Below are 22,785 nucleotides of genomic sequence, written 5' to 3'. Positions count from 1 at the left end.
GACCATGGGCACTCTTCCCGAAACCAAGATCGACTATTCCATTCACCCGCGCGTCAATTCCACCGATCCGGTGGCGCCGCGCCCTCGTCCGGCGACGCCGGCCCACGTCGTCCAGACGGACGCCGAAGCCATCGAGATCGCCGAGCGGCTTGCCGAGCGGTTCAAGGTCGGTGCTGCCCTGCGTGACCGCGAGGGGCTGCTGCCCATTGCCGAACTCGACGAGTATTCGCAGAGCGGTCTTTGGAGCATCAACGTGCCGAAGGCCTACGGAGGGCCCGGCGTTTCCTACACCACGCTTGCCAAAGTGATCGAGACCATTGCGGCAGCCGATCCGGCGATTGCCCAGATCACCCAGAACCACCTTGCGATCGTCGGCACGATCGACCTCGACGGTACCGACGAGCAGAAACGCGATCTCTTTGCCCTGGCGCTGTCGGGCATCCGTTTCGGCAATGCCTTTTCCGAGCTGAAGTCGAAGACGGTTGCTGCCTTCGAGACGCGCGTTCGCTTCGAGGGCAATGACGCGATCGTCAACGGTGAAAAGTTCTACACGACGGGCGCGCTTCTTGCGCATGTTGTGCCGATCGTTGCCGTCACCGAGGACGGGCAGGCCTATCTGGTCTTCGCCGACCGGGACGCCCAGGGCCTCACGGTCACCAACAACTGGTCGAGCTTCGGGCAGCGCACCACGGCTTCCGGCGGTGTCCGGATCGAGAACGTCAAGGTACCGAAGGCCCGTGCGTTGCACGTCACGTCCTTCGAGCATCCGACGGTGGCCGGACCGGTGTCGCAGATCATCCAGTCGGCGATCGATCTCGGTATCGCCCGTGGCGCGATCGAGGATACCATCGCCTTCGTCAAGACCCAGAGCCGGCCGTGGCTCGATAGCGGCAAGGAGACCGCAGGCGAGGATCTCTTCACCATTGCGGCGATCGGCGATCTCCAGATCAAGCTGCACGCAGCCGAGGCCCTGCTCGAGATTGCCGGACGTGCGATCGACGTGGCCGATGGCGATCCGAACGAGGGAACGGTTTCGGAAGCGACCATCAAGACGGCCGAATCCAAGGTGCTGACAACCGAGATCGCCATTCTTGCCACCAACAAGCTCTTCGAGCTTGCCGGCACCCGTTCGACGCTGGCTGAGCACGGCCTTGATCGTCATTGGCGCAATGCCCGCGTGCATACGCTCCACGATCCTGTCCGCTGGAAGTTCTACCATGTCGGCAACTACTACCTGAACGGCGTCAACCCGCCGCGTCATGCGTGGAACTGAGGTGAGGCGAATGAGCCAGAACGACAGGAAACTCCACCGGGAGGCCGCGTTGACGGCAGGCCGCCCGGCACCCCATATCCCGCCGTGCCGCGTGAAAGCCAACGTCATCAAGGACGATGTCGAGGCGATTGCCGTGGCACAGGAACTGGCGCGCGAATTCGCGGCGGGTGCCGTCGCCCGCGACCGCGAGCGACGTTTGCCGATCGCCGAAATCGAGCGCTTCTCGCAGTCCGGCCTCTGGGCGATCACCGTGCCGAAGGTCTATGGCGGGGCTGGAGTCTCCGCCGTCACGCTCGCCGAGGTGACCGCGATCATCTCGGCGGCCGATTCATCGATCGGTCAGATCCCGCAGAATCACTTCTACATGGTGGAAGCGCTGCGGCTTGCCGGCTCGGAAGAGCAGAAGAGGCACTATTTCGCGCGTATCCTCGATGGGGACCGTCTTGGCAACGCCTTCACGGAAATCGGCACCAGGACGCCGGTCGACTACAAGACGAGCTTCGTGAAACGCGACGGGAGACTGCTGCTCAACGGTCAGAAATTCTATGCGACCGGTTCGCTGTTCGCCCACGTTATCGTTGCCGTGGCGAAGGACGAGGCGGGCCGGGTCCATATCGTCTTCGTCGACCGGTCCACTCCTGGCCTTGACCTGGTGGACGACTGGTCGTCCTTCGGCCAGCGGTCGACCGGCAGCGGCACAGTGACCTTCGACGACGTCGAGATCACGCCGTTCCAGATCGTTGACCACGACGTCGTTTTCGAAAAGCCAACGCCGATGGGGCCATTCGCCCAGATCATTCACTCGGCCGTCCAGGTTGGCGTTGCCAGGGGTGCCCTGGCCGAGGCGATTTCCTACATAAGAGCTCACGCGCGCCCCTTCTTCGAGCTCTCGATCGACCACGGCTATGAGGATCCGCATTCGATCCACCAGATCGGCGATGTGACGATCCGCGTTCATGCGGCCGATGCGCTGCTGACACGCGCCGGACGGCTGCTGGACATTGCAACCGCCAATCCGAACGAAAGGACTGTCGCGGAGGCTTCGATTGCTGTCGCCGAGGTCAAGGCACTCGGAACCGAAGTCGCGCAACTGGCGGCGAACAAGCTGATCGAACTCGGCGGTGCCCGTTCTACGCTCGAAAGCTACGGCCTCGACCGGTTCTGGCGCAATGCCCGCACCCATTCGCTGCACGATCCGGTGCGTTGGAAATACCACCATATCGGCAACTACTACCTCAACGGCCAATTGCCGCCGAGGCATGGTGCCCTCTAGTTGGGGGCAAGTCCAACTTGCCGGACACAGGCTTTCGACAAAGCCTGTGTCCGGTCTCTTTCGGTCAATGGAAACACTCGATGACCTACACCCCCGCACCCGACCGTTATGACAACGCCATCTATCGTCGTGTCGACCGAAGCGGCCTCAAACTACCGGCAATTTCGCTCGGTCTCTGGCACAATTTCGGCGACACGACGCCGCTCGACACGCAGCGATCGATCCTCTTCAAGGCCTTCGATCTCGGGATCACCCATTTCGACCTCGCCAACAATTACGGACCGCCGGCTGGGAGTGCCGAGATCAATTTCGGTCGTGTCCTGAAGCAGGACCTCGCCGGTCACCGCGACGAACTGATCATCTCCACCAAGGCGGGCTGGGACATGTGGCCAGGCCCCTACGGACGGGGCGGCGGCTCCCGCAAGGCGCTGCTCTCGAGTCTCGATCAGAGCCTGCAACGGCTCGGCGTCGACTATGTGGATATCTTCTATTCGCACCGTTTCGATGCCGAGACCCCGCTCGCGGAGACCGCCTCCGCACTGGCTTCCGCCGTCGAGCAGGGCAAGGCCCTCTATGTCGGCATCTCGTCCTATTCCGGCACCAAGACCCGGGAGATCGCGGAGCTGCTGGCCGAGCGAGGCGTGCCGCTGCTGATCAACCAGCCGTCCTACAATCTCTTCAATCGCTGGGTCGAAAAGGATCTGCTCGCCGCGTCCGGGGAGGTCGGGGCCGGGGTCATCGCCTTCACGCCGCTGGCCCAGGGATTACTGACCGGCAAGTACCTGAACGGTATTCCGGTGGACGCCCGGGTCAATCGTCCCGGCGGCGACTTCCTGAGACCGGACCATCTCAAGGAGGAAAACATCGAACGTGCGCGGTCCTTGAACGAGATCGCCGCCCGCCGCGGCCAGTCCCTCGCCCAGCTGGCTCTGGCCTGGGTGTTGCGCGACCCGCGTGTCACATCCGCGCTGATCGGCGCCAGTTCGGCCGCGCAGGTCGAGGAGAACGTGGCCGCGCTGAACGGCCTGTCGTTCACGGACGCGGAGCTCGCCGAGATTGATCGCTATGCCGTCGAGGGCGGGGTCAATCTCTGGGAGAAGCCGTCGCACGATCAGGCGGTCTGAGAACGCAGCTGCCGGCAATAGGCGTGGTTGGACGGTGATGAACGCCGTTTCGCCACGCTTTGGCGCGCGTACGAGTTGGAATGCGATGCGGTCATATCGGCTGTTCCGCTTCACGGAATCGCCGTTGCCGCGACAGATAATCTCCACTCGGGCTGATCGGTTGGAATAAAATTCCTTACAAAAACTATAGAGATTATTACCGTAGGACCATCGTTTTAGCGGCGCTTGCGAGGCGCTCGATCGGAGGTCGGACATGATTACCAGGAGACAGGGTCTCAAACTCGCCGCGGCGCTTGCCGTATTCGCTGTTCCGTTTGCCGGGGTGGCGCGTGCCGAAGCCAAGGTCATCCGCATCGGCTGGCAGAAATTCGGGGTTCTGGCCCTTGCCAAGCAGCAGGGCGCGCTCGAAAAGCGCTTCGCCGATCACGGCATAACCATCGAATGGTCCGAGTTTACCTCCGGCCCGCCGCTGCTTGAGGCACTCGGCGCAGGTGCGCTCGATTTCGGCCCGACCGGCGACGTGCCTCCGCTTTTTGCTCAGGCCGCGGGCGGTGATCTGGTCTATGTCGGCACCTACAAGCCGCCGGCAGCATTCCACGGAATCCTGGTGCACAAGGATTCCCCGATCAAGACGCTGGCCGACCTCAAGGGCGTCAAGCTTGCCTACAAGCGCGGATCGAGTGCGCATAACTTTGCATTCAAGGCGCTCGCCAAGGCCGGCCTCACGCCGAATGATGTCGAGAGCGTCGACCTGCCGCCCCCGGATGCGGCGGCCGCCTTCAAGAACGGAAGCGTCGACGCCTGGTCGATCTGGGATCCCTATTTCGCCGTCGCCGAGAAAGATCCGAACGCACGCCTGCTAAGCACCTCCGAGGGTATTGTCGAGGCGTGGGGTTATTTCCTTGGCAACGGCAAGTTCGCGGCGGAAAATCCGGAGCTGATCACCGAGATCCTCGACGAGCTCGCAAAGGTCGGCGCAGCCGCCCAGGCTAACATCGATGGAACCGCAGAGGCGCTTTCGCAGATCACCGGTGTTCCCGTGGACGTCACCCGCGTCACCCTGACGCGGGCCGGTTCTGATCTCGGAAAGGTCGCCCCTATCTCGGACGAGGCCGTCGCCTACCAGCAGGCACTGGCCGACGATTTCCACGCGCTCGGGGTTCTGCCCAGGAAACTCACCATCTCGGACATCGTCTGGCGAGCAAAAGCCAGCTGAGCCCGTCAACCCGCAACGGAGAGACCAGATGATTACGCGCAGGCAAAGCTTGGCCCTGATCGGGGCGGCGGCAACGTCGCTGGCGATGCCCGCCATACGGCCGGCCCGGGCAGCAACCGAATTCCGCATTGGTTGGCAGAAGAATGGCGTGCTGGCGCTCGCAAAGCGCACCGGCGCTCTGGAAAAGCGTCTCGCCAGGCACGGCGTCACCGTGACATGGGCCGAATTCACCTCAGGTCCCCCACTGCTGGAAGCCCTCGGCGCCGGCTCACTCGACTTCGGTCCGACCGGCGACGTACCGCCGCTCTTCGCTCAGGCGGCTGATGGCAATCTGCTTTATGTCGGGACCTATCGCGGCCCCTCCACCGGGTCGGCCATTCTCGTCCACAAGGACTCGGGCCTTGACAAGCTTGAAGACCTGAAGGGCAGGAAGGTCGCTTTCAAGCGCGGATCGAGCGCCCATAACTTCACGGTCAAGGCCTTGCGCAAGGCGGGTCTTTCGATCGGCGACGTGGACGCGGTCGATCTTCCGCCGCCGGATGCCGCTGCCGCCTTCAAGACCGGCAGTATCGACGCCTGGGCGATCTGGGATCCCTACTATGCGGTTGCCGAGGCAGATCCCCACGCCCGTGTGCTAACCACGGCGGAGGGTATCGTCGACAGCTGGAGCTTCTATTTCGGTAACGGCGACTTCACGGCTGCCAATCCGGACGTGATCGCCGACGTGATCGATGAACTGGCGATCACCGGTGCCTGGGCCCAGTCCCATCTCGACGAGACGGTTGCCGCACTTTCGCAGATCACCGGCGTACCGGCCGAGGTCACGCGAACCGTGCTGACGCGCAAGGGCGCCGATCTCGGCCGAGTTCATCCGCTGACCGACGAGGCGATCGCCTACCAGCAAGCCCTTGCCGATGAATTCCACGATCTCGGCATCCTGCCGAAGAAGCTCGCAATCGCCGACATCGTCTGGCGTCCGAAGGCGAGCTGAGCCATTTCCTGAAAGGACATTGACATGACGAAGACCGAAAAACCGCTCGATTTCCTTTGGTTCATCCCGACTTCGGGCGACGGATCCTATCTTGGCTCCGATGACCGCAGCCGGCCCGCCGATCCGGGCTATTTCCGCGAGATTGCGACGGCCGTCGATCGGCTGGGCTATTCCGGTGTGCTGATCCCGACGGGTGTAGCCTGCGAAGAATCCTTCGTGCTGGCCGGCCATCTTGCGGCCGTGACGGAGAAGTTGAAGTTTCTGGTCGCGATCCGCCCGGGCACGGCGTCCCCGGCCTATTATGCCCGCCTTGCCTCGACGCTCGATCGTGTGTCCAATGGACGCCTGCTCCTGAACATCGTCGCCGGCGGCAGTGCCCAGGAACTCGCCGGAGACGGCATCTTCCTTCCGCATGACGAGCGCTATGCCCATGCCGATGAGTTTTTCCAGGTCTTCAACAGCCTGATCGAGACCGGCAAGGCCAATCTTGACGGAAAGTACATCAAGGCGCTGGACGCCCAGCTCGGCATTCCGCCGGTCCAGGAACCGCGTCCGCCGCTCTATTTCGGGGGGTCGTCGGATGCGGCGATCGAGTTCTCCGCAGGTTTGGTCGACAAATATCTGACTTGGGGCGAACCGCCGGCACAGGTTGCCGAAAAGATCGCCACCGTGCGCAAGGCCGCCGCCGCCAAGGGCCGGACCGTGAGCTTCGGCATCCGGCTGCACTTCATCGTCCGCGAGACGGACGAAGAGGCATGGGCGGCCGCCGACAAGCTCATCTCGAAACTCTCCGACGAAGCCATCGCTGCGGCCCAGGAGGTGTTCGCCAAGAACTCCGACTCCGTCGGTCAGGCCCGTATGGTGGCGCTCCACAATGGTCGACGCGACAAGCTGGAAGTCTCGCCGAACCTCTGGGCCGGCATTGGCCTGGTTCGTTCGGGCGCCGGCACCGCGCTGGTCGGCTCGCCAAAAACGGTGGCGGCGCGCCTGCGCGAATATCAGGAGCTCGGCATCGATACGATTGTCGCCTCCGGTTATCCGCATCTCGAGGAAGCCTATACCGTCGCCGAACTGCTGTTTCCGGAGATCGGTCTCGGCGGCCCCCGCAACCAGATCCGCTCTTCTTTCGGCGAGCGTCAGGTCTTTGGCGGGGGTGGTCACGGCGGCAACGTCAAGCTCGTTTCCGGCTCTTGAGCCCGGGATCCCTGGATAGCCTCACGTCGGTCGACCACTCGCCGACGTGAGGCATAGGCAAGAGGAGTACCCCATGACCGCATATGACATCGCAACGGAAGCCCGGTCCGAGCGCCGGCGCGAGGAAGGGCGCTCGCTCCGGCTGCCGTCCTTTCGCCTCGGGCCGTTCCTGCCCTTCCTGCTTCCGGTCGCGGTGATTGCCGTCTGGCAGCTCCTGTCGTCGGCGGGGTGGATCTCGTCGCGCGTCATGCCGGCGCCAAGCGATGTGGTTCTCGCCTTCGTCGACCAGTTGAGCAGCGGTGCGCTGCTGAACGACATCGCCGTCAGTGGCGCCCGGGCCCTGGCCGGTCTCCTGGTCGGCGGCTCTATCGGGCTGGCTCTCGGAATCGCCAATGGCGTCTCCCGGCTGTCGGAGCAACTGACCGACACGACCCTGCAGATGCTGCGCACCATCCCGCATCTGGCGATGATCCCGCTCGTCATCTTGTGGTTCGGCATCGGCGAGGAATCGAAGCTCTTCCTCACCTCGCTTGGTGTGCTCTTCCCCGTCTATCTCAACACGTTTCACGGGGTGCGCAACGTCGACCGCGACCTGCTGGAAATGGGCCGGGTTTACGGCATGAGCGGGTTCACCTTGTTCCGCAAGGTCATCTTTCCCGGTGCCCTGCCCTCGATCTTCGTCGGCTTGCGCTATGCGCTCGGCATCATGTGGCTGACGCTGATCGTCTCGGAATCGATCGCCGCCTCCTCGGGCATCGGGCACATGGCCAATGAAGCGCGCGAATTCATGATGACCGACGTCGTCGTGTTGTCGCTGCTGATCTACGCGGCACTTGGCAAGCTGGCCGACATGATCGCCCGGGCACTCGAACGGCGCAGCCTTTCCTGGAACCCCGCCTATCAGCGCTGAGGAGCGAACCATGAACCGCTATTCTCTTCACATGCTCGCGGAGCGCCCGGAATACATGAGGACCGATGCGGATGATGCTAAAGGTCCGGTCGCCGCGGATCGAACCGGCCCCGTGGCCATTCGTCTGCGCGGCGTCGAAAAACGTTTCGGCGACAATCACGTCCTGCGGGGGATCGATCTGGACGTTCCTGCGGGCCAGTTTCTCGCAATCGTCGGCAAGAGCGGTTGCGGCAAGAGCACGCTCCTGCGGCTGCTGGTTGGCCTCGACGAACAGAGTGCCGGATCGCTCGGCTTCGGCGACACCGATGGCCACCCGGCATCGCCGAATGCGCGCATTGTCTTTCAGGAGCCGCGGCTTCTGCCCTGGGCGAGCGTGCTGGACAATGTCGTGGTTGGGCTGGGCGAGGGTGTGGACCCATCCCGCGCGCGGCGTGAAGCGCTGGCGGCCCTGGAAGAGGTCCAGCTTCCCGAAAAGGCCGCACAATGGCCGTCTCGCCTGTCCGGCGGTCAGCGGCAGCGCGTCGCGCTGGCGCGAGCGTTGGTCAGCAGACCCGGCCTGCTTGTGCTGGACGAACCGCTCGGGGCGCTCGATGCGCTGACCCGCATTACCATGCAACAGCTCATCAGCCGCGTTTGGCGTGAACTCGGGTTCACTGCCGTCCTCGTCACCCACGATGTCAGTGAGGCGGTGAACCTTGCGGATCGGGTGATCGTGCTCGATGAAGGTCGAATTGCCCTCGATCTCGAGGTCCGGGCGGAGCATCCGCGGCATCATGGTGATCCCGCCCTCGGCGCGCTGGAGCGGCAGTTGCTCGAAGCGATCCTCGGCGAAGGGTGAAGGTGAGGAACGGAAACGAATGGGTGACGGGACGGCCTCCGACCTGACGATAGGAGGCCGTCTTGCGACTAGGAATGCTTGAAGAGTGAGTGACGAGCAGTGTTGCCTTCGAGGATCGTCGAGGCAATCTGTTCGCATTGCGCGGCAATCTCAGGAACGCCGGTCAGTTCGCCGAAAGTGCCCCGTGCCAACGGACCGGCGATGAAGAGGCCGTGCACAGCCAGACCGTTCCGTCCAATCGCGCGGCTTTGACGGTCGCAGGCAAGGCCGAGCCCATGAGGGTCCCCCTTCACGAGGCCGTCGGCTTCCAGATCGGTGAGGTAAGGTTGTGCGGCGATGGCGCCCTTGTGATCCGGTCCGGTCGCCACCACCACCCACTCGAAGCTCTGTCTCTCCACGACGCCTTCCGGCCTGACGATCAGGTCGACGGAAATAGCGTGGGCGCCGCGCTCGACGCGACAGATGCGGCCGACCCGGAAGCTGAGGCCTCCGTCATCGACGGCCTGGCGGACAAGGGCGGCAACCTGTGGCGGCATCCTGTAGCGATGTGTTTCGAAGCGTCGCCGAAGATGCCGGAGCAGACGAGACTGTTCGGTTTCGATCAGCGCATGCCAGATCGTCTGCCCCTGCTGGCGCAGGGCATCGAACACGCTTTGCCACGGCAGGCCGGCGCGCTCGGCATCGGCTATGGCCAGTCGGACTCGCCGCAGAAGGTCGCGCGCGCTGGATGGAGCCGGAACCACGAAGTTACCCGTGGAAGCCGGCTGTACGGGCGGCTGTGCCTGGGGCAACAGACCAGACCGGGAAAATGCCACGATTTCTCCGTTGTGACCGCGATTTCGAAGCGATGCCACGATGTCGAGCGCTGTGAGGCCGGCGCCAAGCACCAGAACCCGCTCGCCGGAGCGAATGGGCGCGAGGGCATCCGTTTCTGACGGATCGGTGATGAACCGAGGATGGCCGTTGAGCGCCAGTGCGATCATGCCGGGAGCCTTGGGTTTGGGATGGCTCGTCGCGATGACGACGATGTCCGCGTCGACCCCGGTGCCGAGGTGGCCGCTCACGCGCCACCCGCGACCGTTCCTCTTCACAGTCTCCACGCATTCGCGGACATGTCGAATGGAGCCTTTGTCGAGGAAGGGTTGCATCGTTTCGGCCATGAAGCGGGCGAAATCGGAGCGTCGGGCATAGATGGCGCCTGTTTCCGTGCGGGCGTCGGGGTCCGCTTCGACCGCGCCGCTGGTTTCGAGCCAGCGGACAAACGCCGCGGGTTTGCCGGGGGTGCCACGCATGCGCGCTGCCTCGACATTCAGTCTGAGCGCCGGATCGGTGGTGTCGTAGGCAAGGCCCGACCCAAGCGATGAGCGCGGTTCGAAGATCGTGATCTCATGTTCGCCCCAGTCGGAGGCAATTGCCAGCTCGCGGGCGAGCGAGGCACCAGTGAAGCCGCCGCCGATGATGGCGACGCGGCAGTGCCGGTTGCCGAGCGGTGTGATATGTCTTTCAAAGGGCAGGGTAATTCGCAGCATTCCGTTCTCCCTTCGGTTGAAGCGGCGGACCTCGAAAGTGCCTCCGAACGCAATTGGCACAGACATATTTTCTATAAAATATATAGATTATAAAATCGGATGTCTACGATAACGACGTTTGCGCCGTTAGAAATGTTCCCCGACATGTGTTCGCCATCTTCCACGGAGGTCCCGATGAGCAGCTCTTCCATCAACCTCGGCCTGGTCAGGCGCGACCCGATCTACGCGGCTGCGGAGCACGCCGTCGACGCGGACGGACTGAAGTCTGCGCTCCGCAATCTGACGGGCGGCGTCAGCATCATTACGGCCGGCGAGGGAGAAGCGCGCACGGGTGCGACCGTGACGTCGGCTACTGCCCTTTCGGTCGAACCGCCGCGCATGCTCGTCTCCCTTAACCGGACGTCATCGACCTGGCCGGTGGTCGAGCGTTATGGACACTTCTGCGTCAACATCGTCGGTCCGCTGCATGAAGGCCTGGCAAACCAGTTCGCCGGTCGCGGCGGTCTCAAGGGGCCGGACCGTTATCGCGGCGCCAGCTGGACCACGCTCGTCTCCGGTGCACCCGTCCTGGAAGATGCGGCATCGGCGATCGACTGTGAGGTTGAAGAGGTGCTGGAGCGCCACAGCCACGCGATCGTCATCGGCCGTGTCGTTGGCATCCGCGTTCTCGGCGGCGGCTCCCTAGTCTATGGCAACGGTCGCTATTCGGCATTTGGCGGGTGACGGACTTCCCTCCGGGGCCGGCTTCGACATTTTTTCCCGTCGCCTCGGCCGGCGGAAAGATGTCCCAAGCCGGCTCCGTATAATAGAATAGTGTTTTTATCGAAAATATTGACGATCGGACAAAATGCGGCGACACTGGGGCATCTGCTCATGATGAGCGCAGCAGGAGGAATGAAGACATGCCTTTCGGTATAGAAACCTTTTCCTTCGATCTGTTCGGGATCTCGCGCAGGCCCGCGAAGGTTGATCGCTCGACGTCGAGCGAAGTCTCGACGCCCGGGGAAGAGACCGAGGCTCGACAATCCGGCGAGGGTGCCAAGTCTGCCCGCGACCGCGAAAACTTCTTTTTCTGGGGCATGTTCCCGGTTCTCTAGTCAGGAGGCGATCATGGCCCAGTTTCAGTCGAGTTCCTTGAATGCCCGTACGAACACATCAGCGCCGGCGGATCGTCTGGCGCATGTGGCCGTCGCCTGCGCAGTGTTCTTCATCGCATCCATCGTCGTTCTGCTTTGACGGCACACGTTTTCTCTGTCGTCGGCCGGCGCACGGCAAAGCCGCTGTCTCAGCCGGGACGGGTATTCGAGGATCAAGCGATGGGAACCATTACGCATCTGCATGAGCACCTGCGCCCTGTGCCCTCCCGTATCGACGCGGAGGACGCCGTGGTGGCCATTGCGTCGGCCCTGCGCCCCACTCCGGCCGAGCCGAAGCGCGAGGCCGCAGCAGACATTTTGGGGCCATCCGGTCTGCTGGCGGTGTCGGTACCGAGTGATTTCGGTGGTCTCGACGTCTCCAACATCATCCTCGCCGATGCGGTCGCCCTTCTGGCCGCGCTTTCGCAAGATCTCGCCGAAGCCTTCGCTTCCCACTGCGTGACATTGGAAACGGTCCGCGGCGGCGGATCCGAGGAGCAGCGGCGGAGTGTTTTCGCGAGGGTCGCATCAGGGGATCGCTTCAGCGGCCCTACCGCGATCGGGATTGACCCGCAGGGCATCACGACATCCTTTGAGCCGGAAGGAATGGGGTTCCGACTGACCGGGCGGGCGGAGTTCACCAGGACCGCTTTGGCTGCCGAATGGCTTGCGGTGCCCGCCCTGGGCGACCAGGAAAAGGTTGCGTTGCTGCTCATCTCACGTGGTACGCCCGGTGTTGTTGGCCAGCCTCTCGGTGATGCAGGACGTGTTGCCACGGTCGTGTTCGACAGTGTGCATGTCGCTGCAGATGCCGTGCTTCCGCTCTCGCATCAAGCGCCCGCAATGTCGGAAGCGTTGGCACTGCTGCTCGTTGCCGCGACCTCCCTCGGCAGGGCGCGCCGCCTTGCCAGAGAGCGTCTGGCTGCAACGACCGATGTGTCGGGCGTCGATGAATTTCTCGTTGGCAAGGGCGAGGTGGAGATCGAGATGATTGGCGCGCTGCTGGCGCGCGTGGCGGAAGCGATAGATGTGGCGCAGGTCAATGCATCCGTCGCGGCGATTGCGGATGCACGGCGGCTTGCCTTGATCCTCGGGATCGCCCTGCGGGGCCTGAATGATGGCAGGCTCGACCTTCGCGGAGACGAGTCCGCGGTCAAGGCTCTTGGCAGGCAGGCCATCTCGGCCCGCCAGCCACAGTCGCACTGATCAGGAAACGCTTATTGCGCCTGCGGCTCGGCCAGGAGTGCTGAAGCACCCTTCTTGCCTTCGGTGAACTGGGTCAGCGTCATGTTGTCGAGAATGGTGGCGATGGCGTCGCGCACCTCGGTCATCGACAGTCTCACCTGACAGGCTTCCGGGTCGGCGCAGTCGTCACAGGCTTCGAAGGCGGTGCGGCTCGCGCAGCGGATCGGAGCGAGCGGCCCGTCGAGCGCCCGGATGACCTGGCCGATCATGATCTCGTCTGCCGGCTTGGACAGCGAATAGCCGCCGTTCGGTCCCTTCTTCGAGCGAAGAATGCCGTTGTTTCGCAATTCGAGAAGGATGGTGTCGAGAAACTTCTTCGGGATGTTGTTGCGCGTGGCGATCTCTGTGACGAACGCGGTTTCGCCCGGACCGAGCTGCGCCAGATCGACCAGCGCCTTCAATCCGTATTTGCCTTTTTTCGTGAGCATTGCGGGACTCGATCAGGTTCTTGCAAGCTGGCGGCCTGTGGCTGGCCAGCCGTGTCGCGGCTATATTCTCTAAAATAGATAGTTTTTACTTGTTAAGCGTGCAAGCGCTAACTCGCGCTTTGTGCCGCCCAGATAGGCCGTTCGGGTGATTTCTTCGGAACCTGTGCTTCGATTCCTGATTTTTCCCGGTCATCCGCGAATGCGTGCGAGAACACGGTCCAGTCCGTCGAGGAGCGCCGTCATGCCGCCATTCCAGTCAAATCCATCCACACCTGTTCGTGGAGCTCGCCCTTCGTGGCGCTCGCTGCGGCAAGCAGGTCGTATTCCTCACGGGTTTCGCGCTGGACGGCCGTGCCGAGCGAATTGAACAGAGCTGCGGTGAACTCGTCGGGCGGAAAGATCGCCGTGACACCCTCCCGGTCTTCGACGAAGGGCAACGGTAGCGCCTGGGTAAGGTGGACATCCGTGCCGATCCATTCGAGAAGGGTCTGGCGCTCGGTCGCTGCGATGATGCAGATGACGCGCTGGCCGCGCTGGAAAACGAGGGGCCGAATAACCTCCTCGGCGATCTGCGGGCGAATGGCGAGGAAGACGGCTTCGGATCCATCGATGACGGACTTGTTGTCAGAGGCAACCCGCACGTCCGCGAATTCGGCGGCGAGGGCGCCCGCGGTCTCCGCATTGCGGGGCTATTCAATCAAACGCCGCCCCGGCAGCTGGCGCAGACACTCGGATTGTTGCCGCAGTCGCCGATTGCGCCTGAAGGTACAACGGTTGTCGACCTCGTCAGCCGCGGACGGCATCCGCATCACGGAATGCCGTCGGGCTGGACCCGGCGCGACGATGAGGCGTTGGCTGCGGCCCTATAGGTAACGAGAACGGTTGATCTTGCCGAGCGGCCAGTGGACGAGCTTTCCGGCGGGCAGCGCCAGCGTGTGTGGATTGCCATGGCCTTGGCGCAGCAGACGGATCTGCTGCTGCTGGACGAGCCGACCACCTTTCTCGACATCAGCCATCAGGTCTAGGTGCTCGATCTTTTGACCGACCTGAACCACACCCGCGGGACCGCCATCGTCATGGTCCTCCACGACCTGAACCTTGCCGCGTGTTACGCCGACCATCTGGTTGCGATGGCGCAGGGACGCCTGCATGCCTCCGGCAGACCGGAGGACGTCCTGACCGCAGAAAACGTGCGCGATGTTTTCGGACTGGAGAGCCGCATCATTGCCGACCCGACGTCGGGAAAGCCGATCATGCTACCCATCGGCAGGCACCGGATGTTCGCGGAACGGGATCATCTGGCAAAATTGGACAATCTAGGGAAAGAGGAGCGATGATGACCGGAGTTCACGAACTCAAGCTCACGGGTACCGCGGTGCCGATGAACGCCTCGGCCATGCTCGATGAGATCTGCGAGCATTTTGTCGAGCACTCCGATGTCCGGCGAAACGGGAGAGCCGTCCAGCTGACCAGCGAGACGGGAACCGCGGATATCCGCATCGAGCAGAAAAGTAGCCGGACAATTAATGTGCCTGCCGATGGCGCGCCCGGGATCTTCAATGCGCTGATATGTCTGACCCTAAGACGATCGCTCGGCGCCGGAACCAGTCGGGCGGCGGACTGTTGTCCGAACGCTTGGTTGACCGACCCGCTCCGAGATGCGAGGTTCGGCAACTATGTTCACCGGCAAGACCACAGTTGATCGACCGAAGAGCTTGCTTTGGCTGCAAGCCGGCAGTTGCGGCGGATGCACCATGTCCGTGCTGGACAATGGCGCCCAGGGCTGGGCGCGTGAACTGAAGGCCTTTGGTATCGACCTGTTGTGGCACCCATCCCTGAGTGAGGAGACGGGCGTCGAGGCAATCGAGATTCTCGAAGCTGTGGCCGACGGCCGGACACCACTCGATTTTCTCTGCATTGAAGGCTCCATCCTACGCGGTCCCAACGGCACCGGGCTTTTCAACCGCCTCGCCGGCACAAATCGCACCATGTACGAATGGGTGAAGCGCTTGGCCCCCCGTGCCGAATATTGCCTGGCAGTCGGCACCTGTGCATCCTACGGTGGCATTCATGCCGCCGCTCCGGACCCGACTGATGCCTGCGGACTGCAATATGAAGGCTCGCTTTCAGGTGGGGCGCTCGGCAGCGATTTCCGTTGTCGGTCCGGCCTGCCGGTCATCAACGTGGCGGGCTGCGCACCGCATCCCGGCTGGATCATGGAGACGATCGTCGCTCTGCAGATGGGCGATTTCGATGACCGCGATCTCGACCGTCTAGGCCGGCCGAAATTCTACGCCAAGACGCTTGCGCACCACGGCTGCGAGCGCAACGAATATTATGAATTCAAGGCGAGCGCCGAAAAGTTCTCCGATCTCGGATGCATGATGGAGCATCTTGGCTGCAAGGCGACGCAGGCGGTCGGCGACTGCAACCAGCGCGGCTGGAACGGCGGCGGCTCGTGCACCCATGGCGGCTTTTCCTGCATCGCCTGCACCTCGCCGGCCTTCGAGGCCTCGACGGGCTTCCTCGAAACGACGAAGGTCGGCGGCATCCCGGTCGGTCTGCCCCTCGACATGCCGAAGGCCTGGTTCGTCGCCCTTGCAGCCTTGTCCAAGTCCGCGACGCCGGACCGTGTGCGTGAAAACGCCACCTCCGATCGCGTCATCCTCGACCCCAGGCGTAACGGAAAGCCCCGCGAATGAGCCGCGTCGTCGCAGGTCCGTTCAATCGCGTGGAGGGCGATCTTGAGGTAACCCTCGACATCAGCGACGGCGTCATCGCCAAGGCCGAGGTCACCACCACGCTCTATCGCGGTTTCGAGCAGATGCTCGCGGGCCGGCCCGGCCTCGACGCACTCGTGGTCGCGCCGCGCATCTGCGGCATCTGTTCCGTATCGCAGTCGATTGCCGCCGCCGCCGCCCTGCGCGACCTGGCGGGCGGCCGTGCCGCACCGAACGGCTACCTTGCCGCCAACCTGGCGCATGCGGCCGAAAACATCGCCGATCACCTGACCCATTTCTACCTGTTCTTCATGCCCGATTTCGCGCGTGACGAATATGCCGGGCGTCAGTGGTTTGGCAGTGCCGTCGAGCGCTTCAAGGCGGTGAGTGGCGGAGGCTCGGCCGAATTCCTGCCGATGCGAAAGCGTCTGCTGGAGGTCATGGGCGTCATCGCCGGCAAGTGGCCGCATTCGCTGGCCTTCCAGCCCGGCGGTACCACGCGGGCGATCGATGTCGGCGAGCGTGTCCAGCTGGCGACCCTTCTCGGCGAGTTCGAGGTGTTTCTCGAGAGGGTGCTTTACGGCGTGCCCCTGGCGCAGGTCTTTTCCATGGAGACGGAGGACGAGCTTGCCGCCTATGCGGGCGAACTCGGTGGCGACTTCCGCTTCTTCCTGCGCCTCGCCGACGATCTGGCCTTGTCGCGGCTCGGCATGGGACCGGGTAGGCTGTTGTCCTACGGCGCCTACCACACGGCGGACGGATCGCTGATGCCCGCCGGCGTCGCGGCCGCCGACGGAACGGTTGCCGCGCTTGATGTCGAGGCTATCTCCGAGGACGTCGCGCATTCGTGGTTCATGAAGAACGGGGACAGGCCGTGGGATTCCGAGACCGTGCCGACCGCGGAGAAGGAAGGGGCCTATTCCTGGGCCAAGGCCCCGCGGCTCGCAGGTTATCCCGCGGAAACAGGCGCCGTTGCCCGGCTCGCGGTTGCCCGGCATCCTCTGATCCTCGCTCTCATTGCCCGCGACGGCGGCACGTCTGTGCGAACACGGATCGTCGCCCGGCTGGTCGAGACGGCTTTCCTCGTCCACAGCATGCAGGGGTGGCTCCGCCAGCTTCGCCTGAAGGAAGAGTTTTGCAGTCATTTCGCCCTGCCGCATGAGGCAACGGGTGTCGGGCTAGTGGAAGCCGCCCGCGGCGCGCTCGGTCATTGGGTGAGCCTCCGTTCCGATAGGATCGAGCGCTATCAGATCATTGCACCGACCACTTGGAACTTCTCGCCGCGCGATGCCGCCGGCGTTTCCGGGCCGCTCGAGAGCGCCTTGGCCGGCCTCGACACCGGCGGCCTTGGTGCGAAGTCGGCCACCCTCCAGCATGTGATCCGGTCCTTTGACCCCTGCATGGTTTGCACAGCCCACTAAGCCGGCCGGCAGCCGCGCCCGGAGCCGGCAAGACCGTTTGCAGCGATGTAAGCCGCCTTTACGGTCAGCTCTCCCGCTGGCGCCGGGCTGCCATTCCCGAATCCGGAAATAGTTCATTTATATCAATAGTGTGACAGGGAAGTCTTCGACGTGGGCCGAACTGGTCCGCTTCTTGCTGTTCCCTCCTGAGACAATACCGCGACGTCCGTCGGGCGCCGTGATCGGGGATGGAATGCCGGAGGAGCACTATGGCAACTGCTGAGACTTTCTATGACGTCATTCGCCGCCAGGGGATCACCCGGCGCAGCTTCACCAAATTCTGCAGCCTGACGGCCGCCAGCCTGGGCTTCGGGCCCGGGGCCGCGACCGCGATGGCCGAGGCGCTCGAGACCAAGGAGCGCGTGCCGGTCATCTGGATGCACGGGCTCGAATGCACCTGCTGTTCGGAAAGCTTCATCCGCTCGGCGCATCCACTGGTCAAGGACGTCGTCCTGTCCATGATCTCGCTCGACTATGACGATACGATCATGGCCGCCGCCGGCCATCAGGCAGAAGCGATCCTCGAGGAGACCAAGGAAAAGTACAAGGGCAAGTACATTCTCGCCGTCGAGGGCAACCCGCCGCTCAACGAGGACGGCATGTTCTGCATCGACGGCGGTCGGCCCTTCGTCGAGAAGCTGAAATGGATGGCCGAAGACGCGATGGCCGTCATTGCCTGGGGCGCCTGCGCGTCCTGGGGCTGCGTCCAGGCCGCCAAGCCGAACCCGACCCAGGCCACCCCGATCGACAAGGTCATCCGCGACAAGCCGATCATCAAGGTCCCCGGCTGTCCCCCGATCGCCGAGGTCATGACCGGTGTCGTCACCTTCATCACCACCTTCGGCCGGCTGCCTGAACTCGACCGCCAGGGGCGCCCGAAGATGTTCTACTCGCAGCGCATCCACGACAAGTGCTATCGCCGCCCGCATTTCGATGCCGGTCAGTTCGTCGAGGAATGGGACGATGAGGGCGCACGCAAGGGCTACTGTCTCTACAAGATGGGCTGCAAGGGCCCGACGACCTACAACGCCTGTTCCACCGTCCGCTGGAATGGCGGCGTTTCCTTCCCGATCCAGTCGGGCCACGGCTGCATCGGCTGCTCGGAAGACGGCTTCTGGGATCAGGGCAGCTTCTATGACCGCCTGACCAACATCCACCAGTTCGGCATCGAGTCGAACGCCGACAAGATCGGCATGACCGCAGCCGGTGTCGTGGGCGGGGCGATCGCCGCGCATGCGGCCCTGACCGCCGTCAAGCGCGTCACCACGAAACGCGAAAAAGCCGACGCTTAAACAGATCCGGGGTAGGAAACAGCATCATGACCATTCAAACGCCGAACGGCTTCTCGCTGGACAATTCCGGCAAACGCATCGTCGTCGATCCCGTCACCCGCATCGAGGGTCACATGCGGGTCGAGGTCAACGTCGACCAGGACAACATCATCCGCAATGCGGTCTCGACCGGTACCATGTGGCGCGGCATCGAGGTGATCCTCCGAAATCGCGACCCGCGCGACGCCTGGGCCTTTACCGAGCGGATCTGCGGTGTCTGCACCGGCACGCACGCTCTGACCTCGGTGCGCGCGGTTGAAAACGCGTTGGGAATCACCATCCCGGAAAACGCCAACTCGATCCGCAACCTGATGCAGCTCGCGTTGCAGGTTCATGACCACGTGGTGCATTTCTACCATCTTCATGCGCTCGACTGGGTGGATGTCGTCTCGGCAATCTCGGCCGATCCGAAGGCCACCTCGGCGCTGGCACAGTCGGTATCCGACTGGCCGCTTTCCTCTCCGGGTTACTTCAAGGACATCCAGACCCGCCTGAAGAAGTTCGTCGAATCGGGTCAGCTCGGCCCGTTCAAGAACGGCTACTGGGGAAGCCCGGCCTACAAGCTGCCGCCCGAAGCCAACCTGATGGCGGTCGCGCACTATCTGGAAGCCCTCGACTTCCAGAAGGAGATCGTCAAGATTCACACCATCTTCGGCGGCAAGAACCCGCATCCGAACTGGCTGGTCGGCGGGGTTCCCTGTCCGATCAACATCGACGGCACGGGTGCGGTCGGCGCGATCAATATCGAGCGCCTGAACCAGGTGACCTCGATCATCGACCAGCTCATCGAGTTCAATGACAAGGTCTACGTTCCCGACGTCATCGCCATCGGCTCGTTCTACAAGGACTGGCTCTATGGCGGCGGCCTATCGAGCAAGAACGTGCTTTCCTACGGCGACGTGCCGGAGCATGCCAACGATTATTCGGAAGCGAGCCTGAAGCTGCCGCGCGGCGCGATCATCAACGGCAATCTCGCAGAAGTCCTGCCCGTTGATCACGCCGACCCCGAGCAGATTCAGGAATTCGTTGCCCATTCCTGGTACAAGTATCCGGACGAGACCAAGGGCCTCCACCCGTGGGACGGCGTCACCGAGCCGCACTACGAGCTCGGCCCGAACGCCAAGGGAACCAAGACCAACATTGAACAGCTCGACGAGGGCGGCAAGTACTCCTGGATCAAGTCGCCGCGCTGGCGCGGCCATGCCATGGAAGTCGGGCCGCTGGCGCGCTGGATCATCGGCTACGCCCAGAACAAGGCGGAGTTCAAGGATCCAGTCGAAAAGCTGCTCAAGGACCTCGACCTTCCGGTTTCGGCACTGTTCTCGACCCTCGGCCGCACCGCTGCCCGCGCGCTGGAATCCCAGTGGGCCGGCTACCAGATGCGCTATTTCCAGAACAAGCTGATCGCCAACATCAAGGCCGGTGACCAGAGCACGGCCCATGTCGACAAGTGGAAGCCGGAGACCTGGCCGACGGAAGTCAAGGGCGTTGGCTTCACCGAGGCGCCGCGCGGAGCGCTTGCCCACTGGATCAAGATCAAGGACGGCAAGATCGAGAACTACCAGTGTGTCGTCCCGACCACCTGGAACGGCAGCCCGCGCGACCCGAATGGCAACATCGGAGCCTTCGAGGCGTCGCTGCTCGACACGCCGATGGCCAATCCCGAACAGCCGCTGGAAATTCTCCGCACCCTGCATTCCTTCGACCCGTGCCTGGCATGCTCGACGCACGTCATGAGCCCGGATGGACAGGAAATGGCCAAGGTTCAGGTCAGGTGAGGAGGAGCCGCCATGAGCATGAACAAACCACTGGCGGGCGACTCGCACGGTGAGGCCGTCGTCGAGCGCGAAACCGTCTACGTCTACGAAGCACCGGTGCGCATCTGGCACTGGGTGAATGCCTTCGCCATCTTTACGCTGGCCTTGACCGGCTATTTCATCGGAACACCGCTCCCGAGCATGCCGGGGGAGGCAAGTGCACACTTCCTGATGGGGTACATCCGGTTCGCGCACTTTGCGGCAGGTCAGATCCTGACGGTCTTCCTCCTGATGCGGATCTACTGGGCCTTCGTCGGCAATCCGCATGCCCGGCAGATCTTCTACGTGCCGTTCTGGAGCGGGCAGTACTGGAAAGAATGGCTGCATGAGGTCAAGTGGTACAGCTTTCTCACGAGCCAGCCGAAGAAGTATATCGGCCACAATCCGCTTGCGCAGTTTTCGATGTTCCTGGCCTTCACCGTGCCGCTCGTCTTCATGGTCGCCACGGGCTTCGCCCTCTACAGCGAGGGGACCGGACACGACAGCTGGCAGTATGCCCTGTTCGGCTGGGTCTTCTCGATCTGGCCCAACAGCCAGGACGTCCACACGTACCACCACTTCGGCATGTGGGTGATCCTGCTCTTCGTCATGATCCATATCTACGTGGCCGTGCGCGAGGATATCATGAGCCGCCAGAGCATCATTTCTTCGATGATCTCGGGCGAACGTCTCTTCAAGGATCGGGAGGACTAGATGGAGACCTCCACTTCCTCCGGTCCGAGCATTCTCGTGCTCGGCATCGGAAACATCCTCTGGGCTGACGAAGGCTTCGGCGTTCGTGCTGTCGAGGCCTTCCACAAGGCCTACGAGGTGCCCGACAATGTCACCATCCTCGACGGCGGCACGCAGGGGCTCTACCTCGTGCAATTCGTCAATGATCACGACCGCCTGATCGTTTTCGATGCCATCGACTATGGCCTGGTTCCTGGCACGATGAAGGTCGTTGAAGACGACGAGGTCCCGAAGTTCACCGGGGCCAAGAAGATGAGCCTGCATCAGACCGGCTTCCAGGAGGTGCTGAGTGCCGCCGACTTCATGGGGCACTACCCAGAGCGCCTGGCGCTCATCGGCTGCCAGCCGCTGGATCTCGAAGACTGGGGTGGTCCGCTGACCCCGCCGGTCAAGGCGGTCATCCCGGCGGCGGTTGAAACGGCGGTCCGCATTCTGCGCGGCTGGGGCGTGGCCGTGAAGGCAAGGCCGGAAGGGGTGGACGTTCTGCCACTCCTCGAGAACGACATCGATTTTGAAAACTACGAGCGGCGTGTCGAACTGGCCGCACTCAATCCATGAGGAGGAACCCAATGAACCACAAGACCTTGGCGATGACGCTTACCGCGCTGGCGCTGCCAGGCGTAGCCAATGCCCATGTCGGCCTGCATACCGATGGCGCGCTTGCTGGGATCGGCCACCCGTTCAGTGGCCTCGATCATGTCCTGGCCATGGTTGCGGTCGGCTTCTGGGCTGCATCCCTCGGCGGGCGGGCCCGCTGGATCGTTCCGCTGACCTTTGTTGCCGTGATGGCGCTTGGCGGCGTCCTGGGCATCCTCGGTGTCCGGCTTCCGATGGTCGAAACCGGGATTGCCCTAACGGTAGCCGTAGTGGGTCTGTTGGTGGCTTTCGAAGTGAAGGTTCCGACCCCGGCCGCCGCCGGCATCGTCGGTCTCTGCGCGCTGTTCCACGGCCATGCCCACGGCAGCGAGCTTCCGTCAATGGCCAGTGCCGGCGGCTATGTGTTCGGCTTCGTGGCGGCGACGATCGTCCTGCATCTGATCGGGATGGGCCTTGCATCGCTGCGTTTCGGCAGTGCCGGGCGGTTTGCCGGACGAGCAGCAGGCGCGGCCGTTGCCCTGGCGGGCGCCGCCCTGATGGCTGGTTGATCTCTCCCGGGGCTTGAGCCTCCCGGAAGCCGCGCGGACCCCGCCGCCGCGCGGCTTCTACTGTTAAGGATTCGGAAAACGTCGCGGGCATCACGAGGGAGACGGACGTCATGTGCATAGGAATTCCGATGCGGGTCATCTCGGACGGTGATTTCGTCGCCGAATGCGAGCGCCATGGCGTGATATCGTCGGTTTCGCTCATGCTGGTCGGCCCGCAGGCCGCCGGAACCTATCTCCTGACCCATCTTGGCTCGGCCATCCGCGTTCTTGATCCGGTGGAAGCGCGCGCGATCGACGATGCGCTTGCCGGGCTTGCCGAGGCAGTCGAAGGCAGGTCCTTCGAATCCCTTTTCGCCGACCTCGTTTCCCGCGAACCGGAATTGCCGCCGCACCTCCGTTCGGAATGAAAAGTAAACTTTCAGT

General features: G+C 63.2%; 24 protein-coding genes and 1 pseudogene. 22 read left to right on the top strand and 3 right to left on the bottom strand.

The genetic code is table 11. The features are described from left to right. Nucleotides 1-4: 4 nt before the first annotated feature. From ACX93L_RS20405 to ACX93L_RS20370, 8 genes are all read left to right on the top strand, one after another. Nucleotides 5-1,273 (top strand): SfnB family sulfur acquisition oxidoreductase, encoded by a 1,269-nt coding sequence (locus tag ACX93L_RS20405; RefSeq protein ID WP_459406543.1) that lies wholly within the window; start codon nt 5-7, stop codon nt 1,271-1,273. A gap of 10 nt (nt 1,274-1,283) precedes the next feature. Continuing rightward, the gene (locus ACX93L_RS20400) at nt 1,284-2,546 is read left to right on the top strand and encodes an SfnB family sulfur acquisition oxidoreductase (RefSeq protein ID WP_459406542.1); all 1,263 of its coding nucleotides are present in this window, start codon (nt 1,284-1,286) and stop codon (nt 2,544-2,546) included. Between the two features lie 80 nt (nt 2,547-2,626). Then, nucleotides 2,627-3,670 carry an L-glyceraldehyde 3-phosphate reductase gene (gene mgrA, locus ACX93L_RS20395; protein WP_459406541.1) on the top strand — a complete coding sequence of 348 codons (1,044 nt, stop codon included), beginning with the start codon at nt 2,627-2,629 and terminating at the stop codon, nt 3,668-3,670. A 253-nt stretch (nt 3,671-3,923) separates the two neighbouring features. Then, complete coding sequence (locus ACX93L_RS20390) at nt 3,924-4,886, top strand: aliphatic sulfonate ABC transporter substrate-binding protein (protein WP_459406540.1); 963 nt, start codon at nt 3,924-3,926, stop codon at nt 4,884-4,886. Nucleotides 4,887-4,914: 28 nt separating this feature from the next. Then, complete coding sequence (locus ACX93L_RS20385; protein WP_459406539.1) at nt 4,915-5,877, top strand: aliphatic sulfonate ABC transporter substrate-binding protein; 963 nt, start codon at nt 4,915-4,917, stop codon at nt 5,875-5,877. Nucleotides 5,878-5,901: 24 nt separating this feature from the next. Beyond that, on the top strand, nt 5,902-7,071 hold the full coding sequence (gene ssuD / locus ACX93L_RS20380; protein ID WP_169595260.1) for an FMNH2-dependent alkanesulfonate monooxygenase: 1,170 nt from the start codon (nt 5,902-5,904) through the stop codon (nt 7,069-7,071). Nucleotides 7,072-7,144: 73 nt separating this feature from the next. After that, complete coding sequence (locus ACX93L_RS20375; protein ID WP_459406538.1) at nt 7,145-7,981, top strand: ABC transporter permease subunit; 837 nt, start codon at nt 7,145-7,147, stop codon at nt 7,979-7,981. Nucleotides 7,982-7,991: 10 nt separating this feature from the next. Next, nucleotides 7,992-8,819, top strand: coding sequence for an ABC transporter ATP-binding protein (locus ACX93L_RS20370; RefSeq protein ID WP_459406537.1), 828 nt, complete (start codon nt 7,992-7,994; stop codon nt 8,817-8,819). 68 nt (nt 8,820-8,887) lie between these two features. On the opposite strand, the gene ACX93L_RS20365 is transcribed toward ACX93L_RS20370, so the two are convergent. Further along, nucleotides 8,888-10,348 carry an FAD/NAD(P)-binding protein gene (locus tag ACX93L_RS20365; protein WP_459406536.1) on the bottom strand — a complete coding sequence of 487 codons (1,461 nt, stop codon included), beginning with the start codon at nt 10,346-10,348 and terminating at the stop codon, nt 8,888-8,890. Between the two features lie 174 nt (nt 10,349-10,522). Here ACX93L_RS20365 and ACX93L_RS20360 point away from each other — a divergent pair, with 174 nt between their 5' ends. The 4 genes from ACX93L_RS20360 to ACX93L_RS20345 all read left to right on the top strand — a co-directional run bounded on the left by ACX93L_RS20360 (nt 10,523) and on the right by ACX93L_RS20345 (nt 12,690). Further along, entirely contained in the window at nt 10,523-11,071 is a 549-nt protein-coding gene (locus ACX93L_RS20360) for a flavin reductase family protein (RefSeq protein ID WP_459406535.1), read from the top strand. Nucleotides 11,072-11,250: 179 nt separating this feature from the next. After that, nucleotides 11,251-11,445, top strand: a complete 195-nt coding sequence (locus ACX93L_RS20355; RefSeq protein WP_459406534.1) for a hypothetical protein — start codon at nt 11,251-11,253, stop codon at nt 11,443-11,445. A gap of 13 nt (nt 11,446-11,458) precedes the next feature. Then, nucleotides 11,459-11,584: a hypothetical protein gene (locus ACX93L_RS20350; RefSeq protein ID WP_261345130.1), complete on the top strand. Its 126-nt coding sequence runs from the start codon at nt 11,459-11,461 to the stop codon at nt 11,582-11,584. Between the two features lie 80 nt (nt 11,585-11,664). Next, a complete protein-coding gene (locus ACX93L_RS20345; RefSeq protein ID WP_459406533.1) occupies nt 11,665-12,690 on the top strand; it encodes an acyl-CoA dehydrogenase family protein in 1,026 nt (341 codons plus the stop codon). Between the two features lie 11 nt (nt 12,691-12,701). Here ACX93L_RS20345 and ACX93L_RS20340 read toward each other — a convergent pair whose 3' ends face one another. Beyond that, nucleotides 12,702-13,157: an RrF2 family transcriptional regulator gene (locus tag ACX93L_RS20340; protein WP_459406532.1), complete on the bottom strand. Its 456-nt coding sequence runs from the start codon at nt 13,155-13,157 to the stop codon at nt 12,702-12,704. Nucleotides 13,158-13,396: 239 nt separating this feature from the next. Continuing rightward, nucleotides 13,397-13,798 carry a hypothetical protein gene (locus ACX93L_RS20335; RefSeq protein ID WP_459406531.1) on the bottom strand — a complete coding sequence of 134 codons (402 nt, stop codon included), beginning with the start codon at nt 13,796-13,798 and terminating at the stop codon, nt 13,397-13,399. A gap of 54 nt (nt 13,799-13,852) precedes the next feature. Between ACX93L_RS20335 and ACX93L_RS20330 the strand changes: the two are divergent. The 10 genes and pseudogenes from ACX93L_RS20330 to ACX93L_RS20285 all read left to right on the top strand — a co-directional run. Next, nucleotides 13,853-14,494, top strand: a pseudogene (locus ACX93L_RS20330) (ABC transporter ATP-binding protein); the annotation flags it as partial. Further along, complete coding sequence (locus tag ACX93L_RS20325) at nt 14,491-14,859, top strand: hypothetical protein (protein ID WP_459406530.1); 369 nt, start codon at nt 14,491-14,493, stop codon at nt 14,857-14,859. The pseudogene ACX93L_RS20330 and the gene ACX93L_RS20325, both read left to right, overlap by 4 nt. Continuing rightward, the gene (locus ACX93L_RS20320; RefSeq protein WP_459406529.1) at nt 14,834-15,859 is read left to right on the top strand and encodes an NADH-quinone oxidoreductase subunit B family protein; all 1,026 of its coding nucleotides are present in this window, start codon (nt 14,834-14,836) and stop codon (nt 15,857-15,859) included. Before ACX93L_RS20325 ends, ACX93L_RS20320 begins: the two co-directional genes overlap by 26 nt. After that, on the top strand, nt 15,856-17,298 hold the full coding sequence (locus ACX93L_RS20315) for a nickel-dependent hydrogenase large subunit (RefSeq protein ID WP_459406528.1): 1,443 nt from the start codon (nt 15,856-15,858) through the stop codon (nt 17,296-17,298). The genes ACX93L_RS20320 and ACX93L_RS20315 overlap by 4 nt, the downstream gene beginning before the upstream one ends. Before the next feature lie 248 nt (nt 17,299-17,546). Continuing rightward, nucleotides 17,547-18,629 (top strand): hydrogenase small subunit, encoded by a 1,083-nt coding sequence (locus tag ACX93L_RS20310; protein ID WP_459406527.1) that lies wholly within the window; start codon nt 17,547-17,549, stop codon nt 18,627-18,629. A 26-nt stretch (nt 18,630-18,655) separates the two neighbouring features. Further along, nucleotides 18,656-20,446 (top strand): nickel-dependent hydrogenase large subunit, encoded by a 1,791-nt coding sequence (locus ACX93L_RS20305; RefSeq protein ID WP_459406526.1) that lies wholly within the window; start codon nt 18,656-18,658, stop codon nt 20,444-20,446. A 12-nt stretch (nt 20,447-20,458) separates the two neighbouring features. After that, complete coding sequence (gene cybH, locus ACX93L_RS20300; protein WP_459406525.1) at nt 20,459-21,178, top strand: Ni/Fe-hydrogenase, b-type cytochrome subunit; 720 nt, start codon at nt 20,459-20,461, stop codon at nt 21,176-21,178. Next, nucleotides 21,179-21,775 (top strand): HyaD/HybD family hydrogenase maturation endopeptidase, encoded by a 597-nt coding sequence (locus ACX93L_RS20295; RefSeq protein ID WP_459406524.1) that lies wholly within the window; start codon nt 21,179-21,181, stop codon nt 21,773-21,775. Between the two features lie 11 nt (nt 21,776-21,786). Further along, a complete protein-coding gene (hupE, locus tag ACX93L_RS20290) occupies nt 21,787-22,362 on the top strand; it encodes a nickel permease HupE (RefSeq protein WP_459406523.1) in 576 nt (191 codons plus the stop codon). Nucleotides 22,363-22,472: 110 nt separating this feature from the next. Continuing rightward, nucleotides 22,473-22,769: a HypC/HybG/HupF family hydrogenase formation chaperone gene (locus tag ACX93L_RS20285; RefSeq protein WP_459406522.1), complete on the top strand. Its 297-nt coding sequence runs from the start codon at nt 22,473-22,475 to the stop codon at nt 22,767-22,769. Nucleotides 22,770-22,785: the final 16 nt, after the last annotated feature.

It is taken from the genome of Rhizobium sp. CAU 1783 (genome assembly GCF_054551725.1).
Note: the sequence above shows the minus strand (reverse complement) of the source record. Positions and strands in the feature narration are given on the sequence as shown.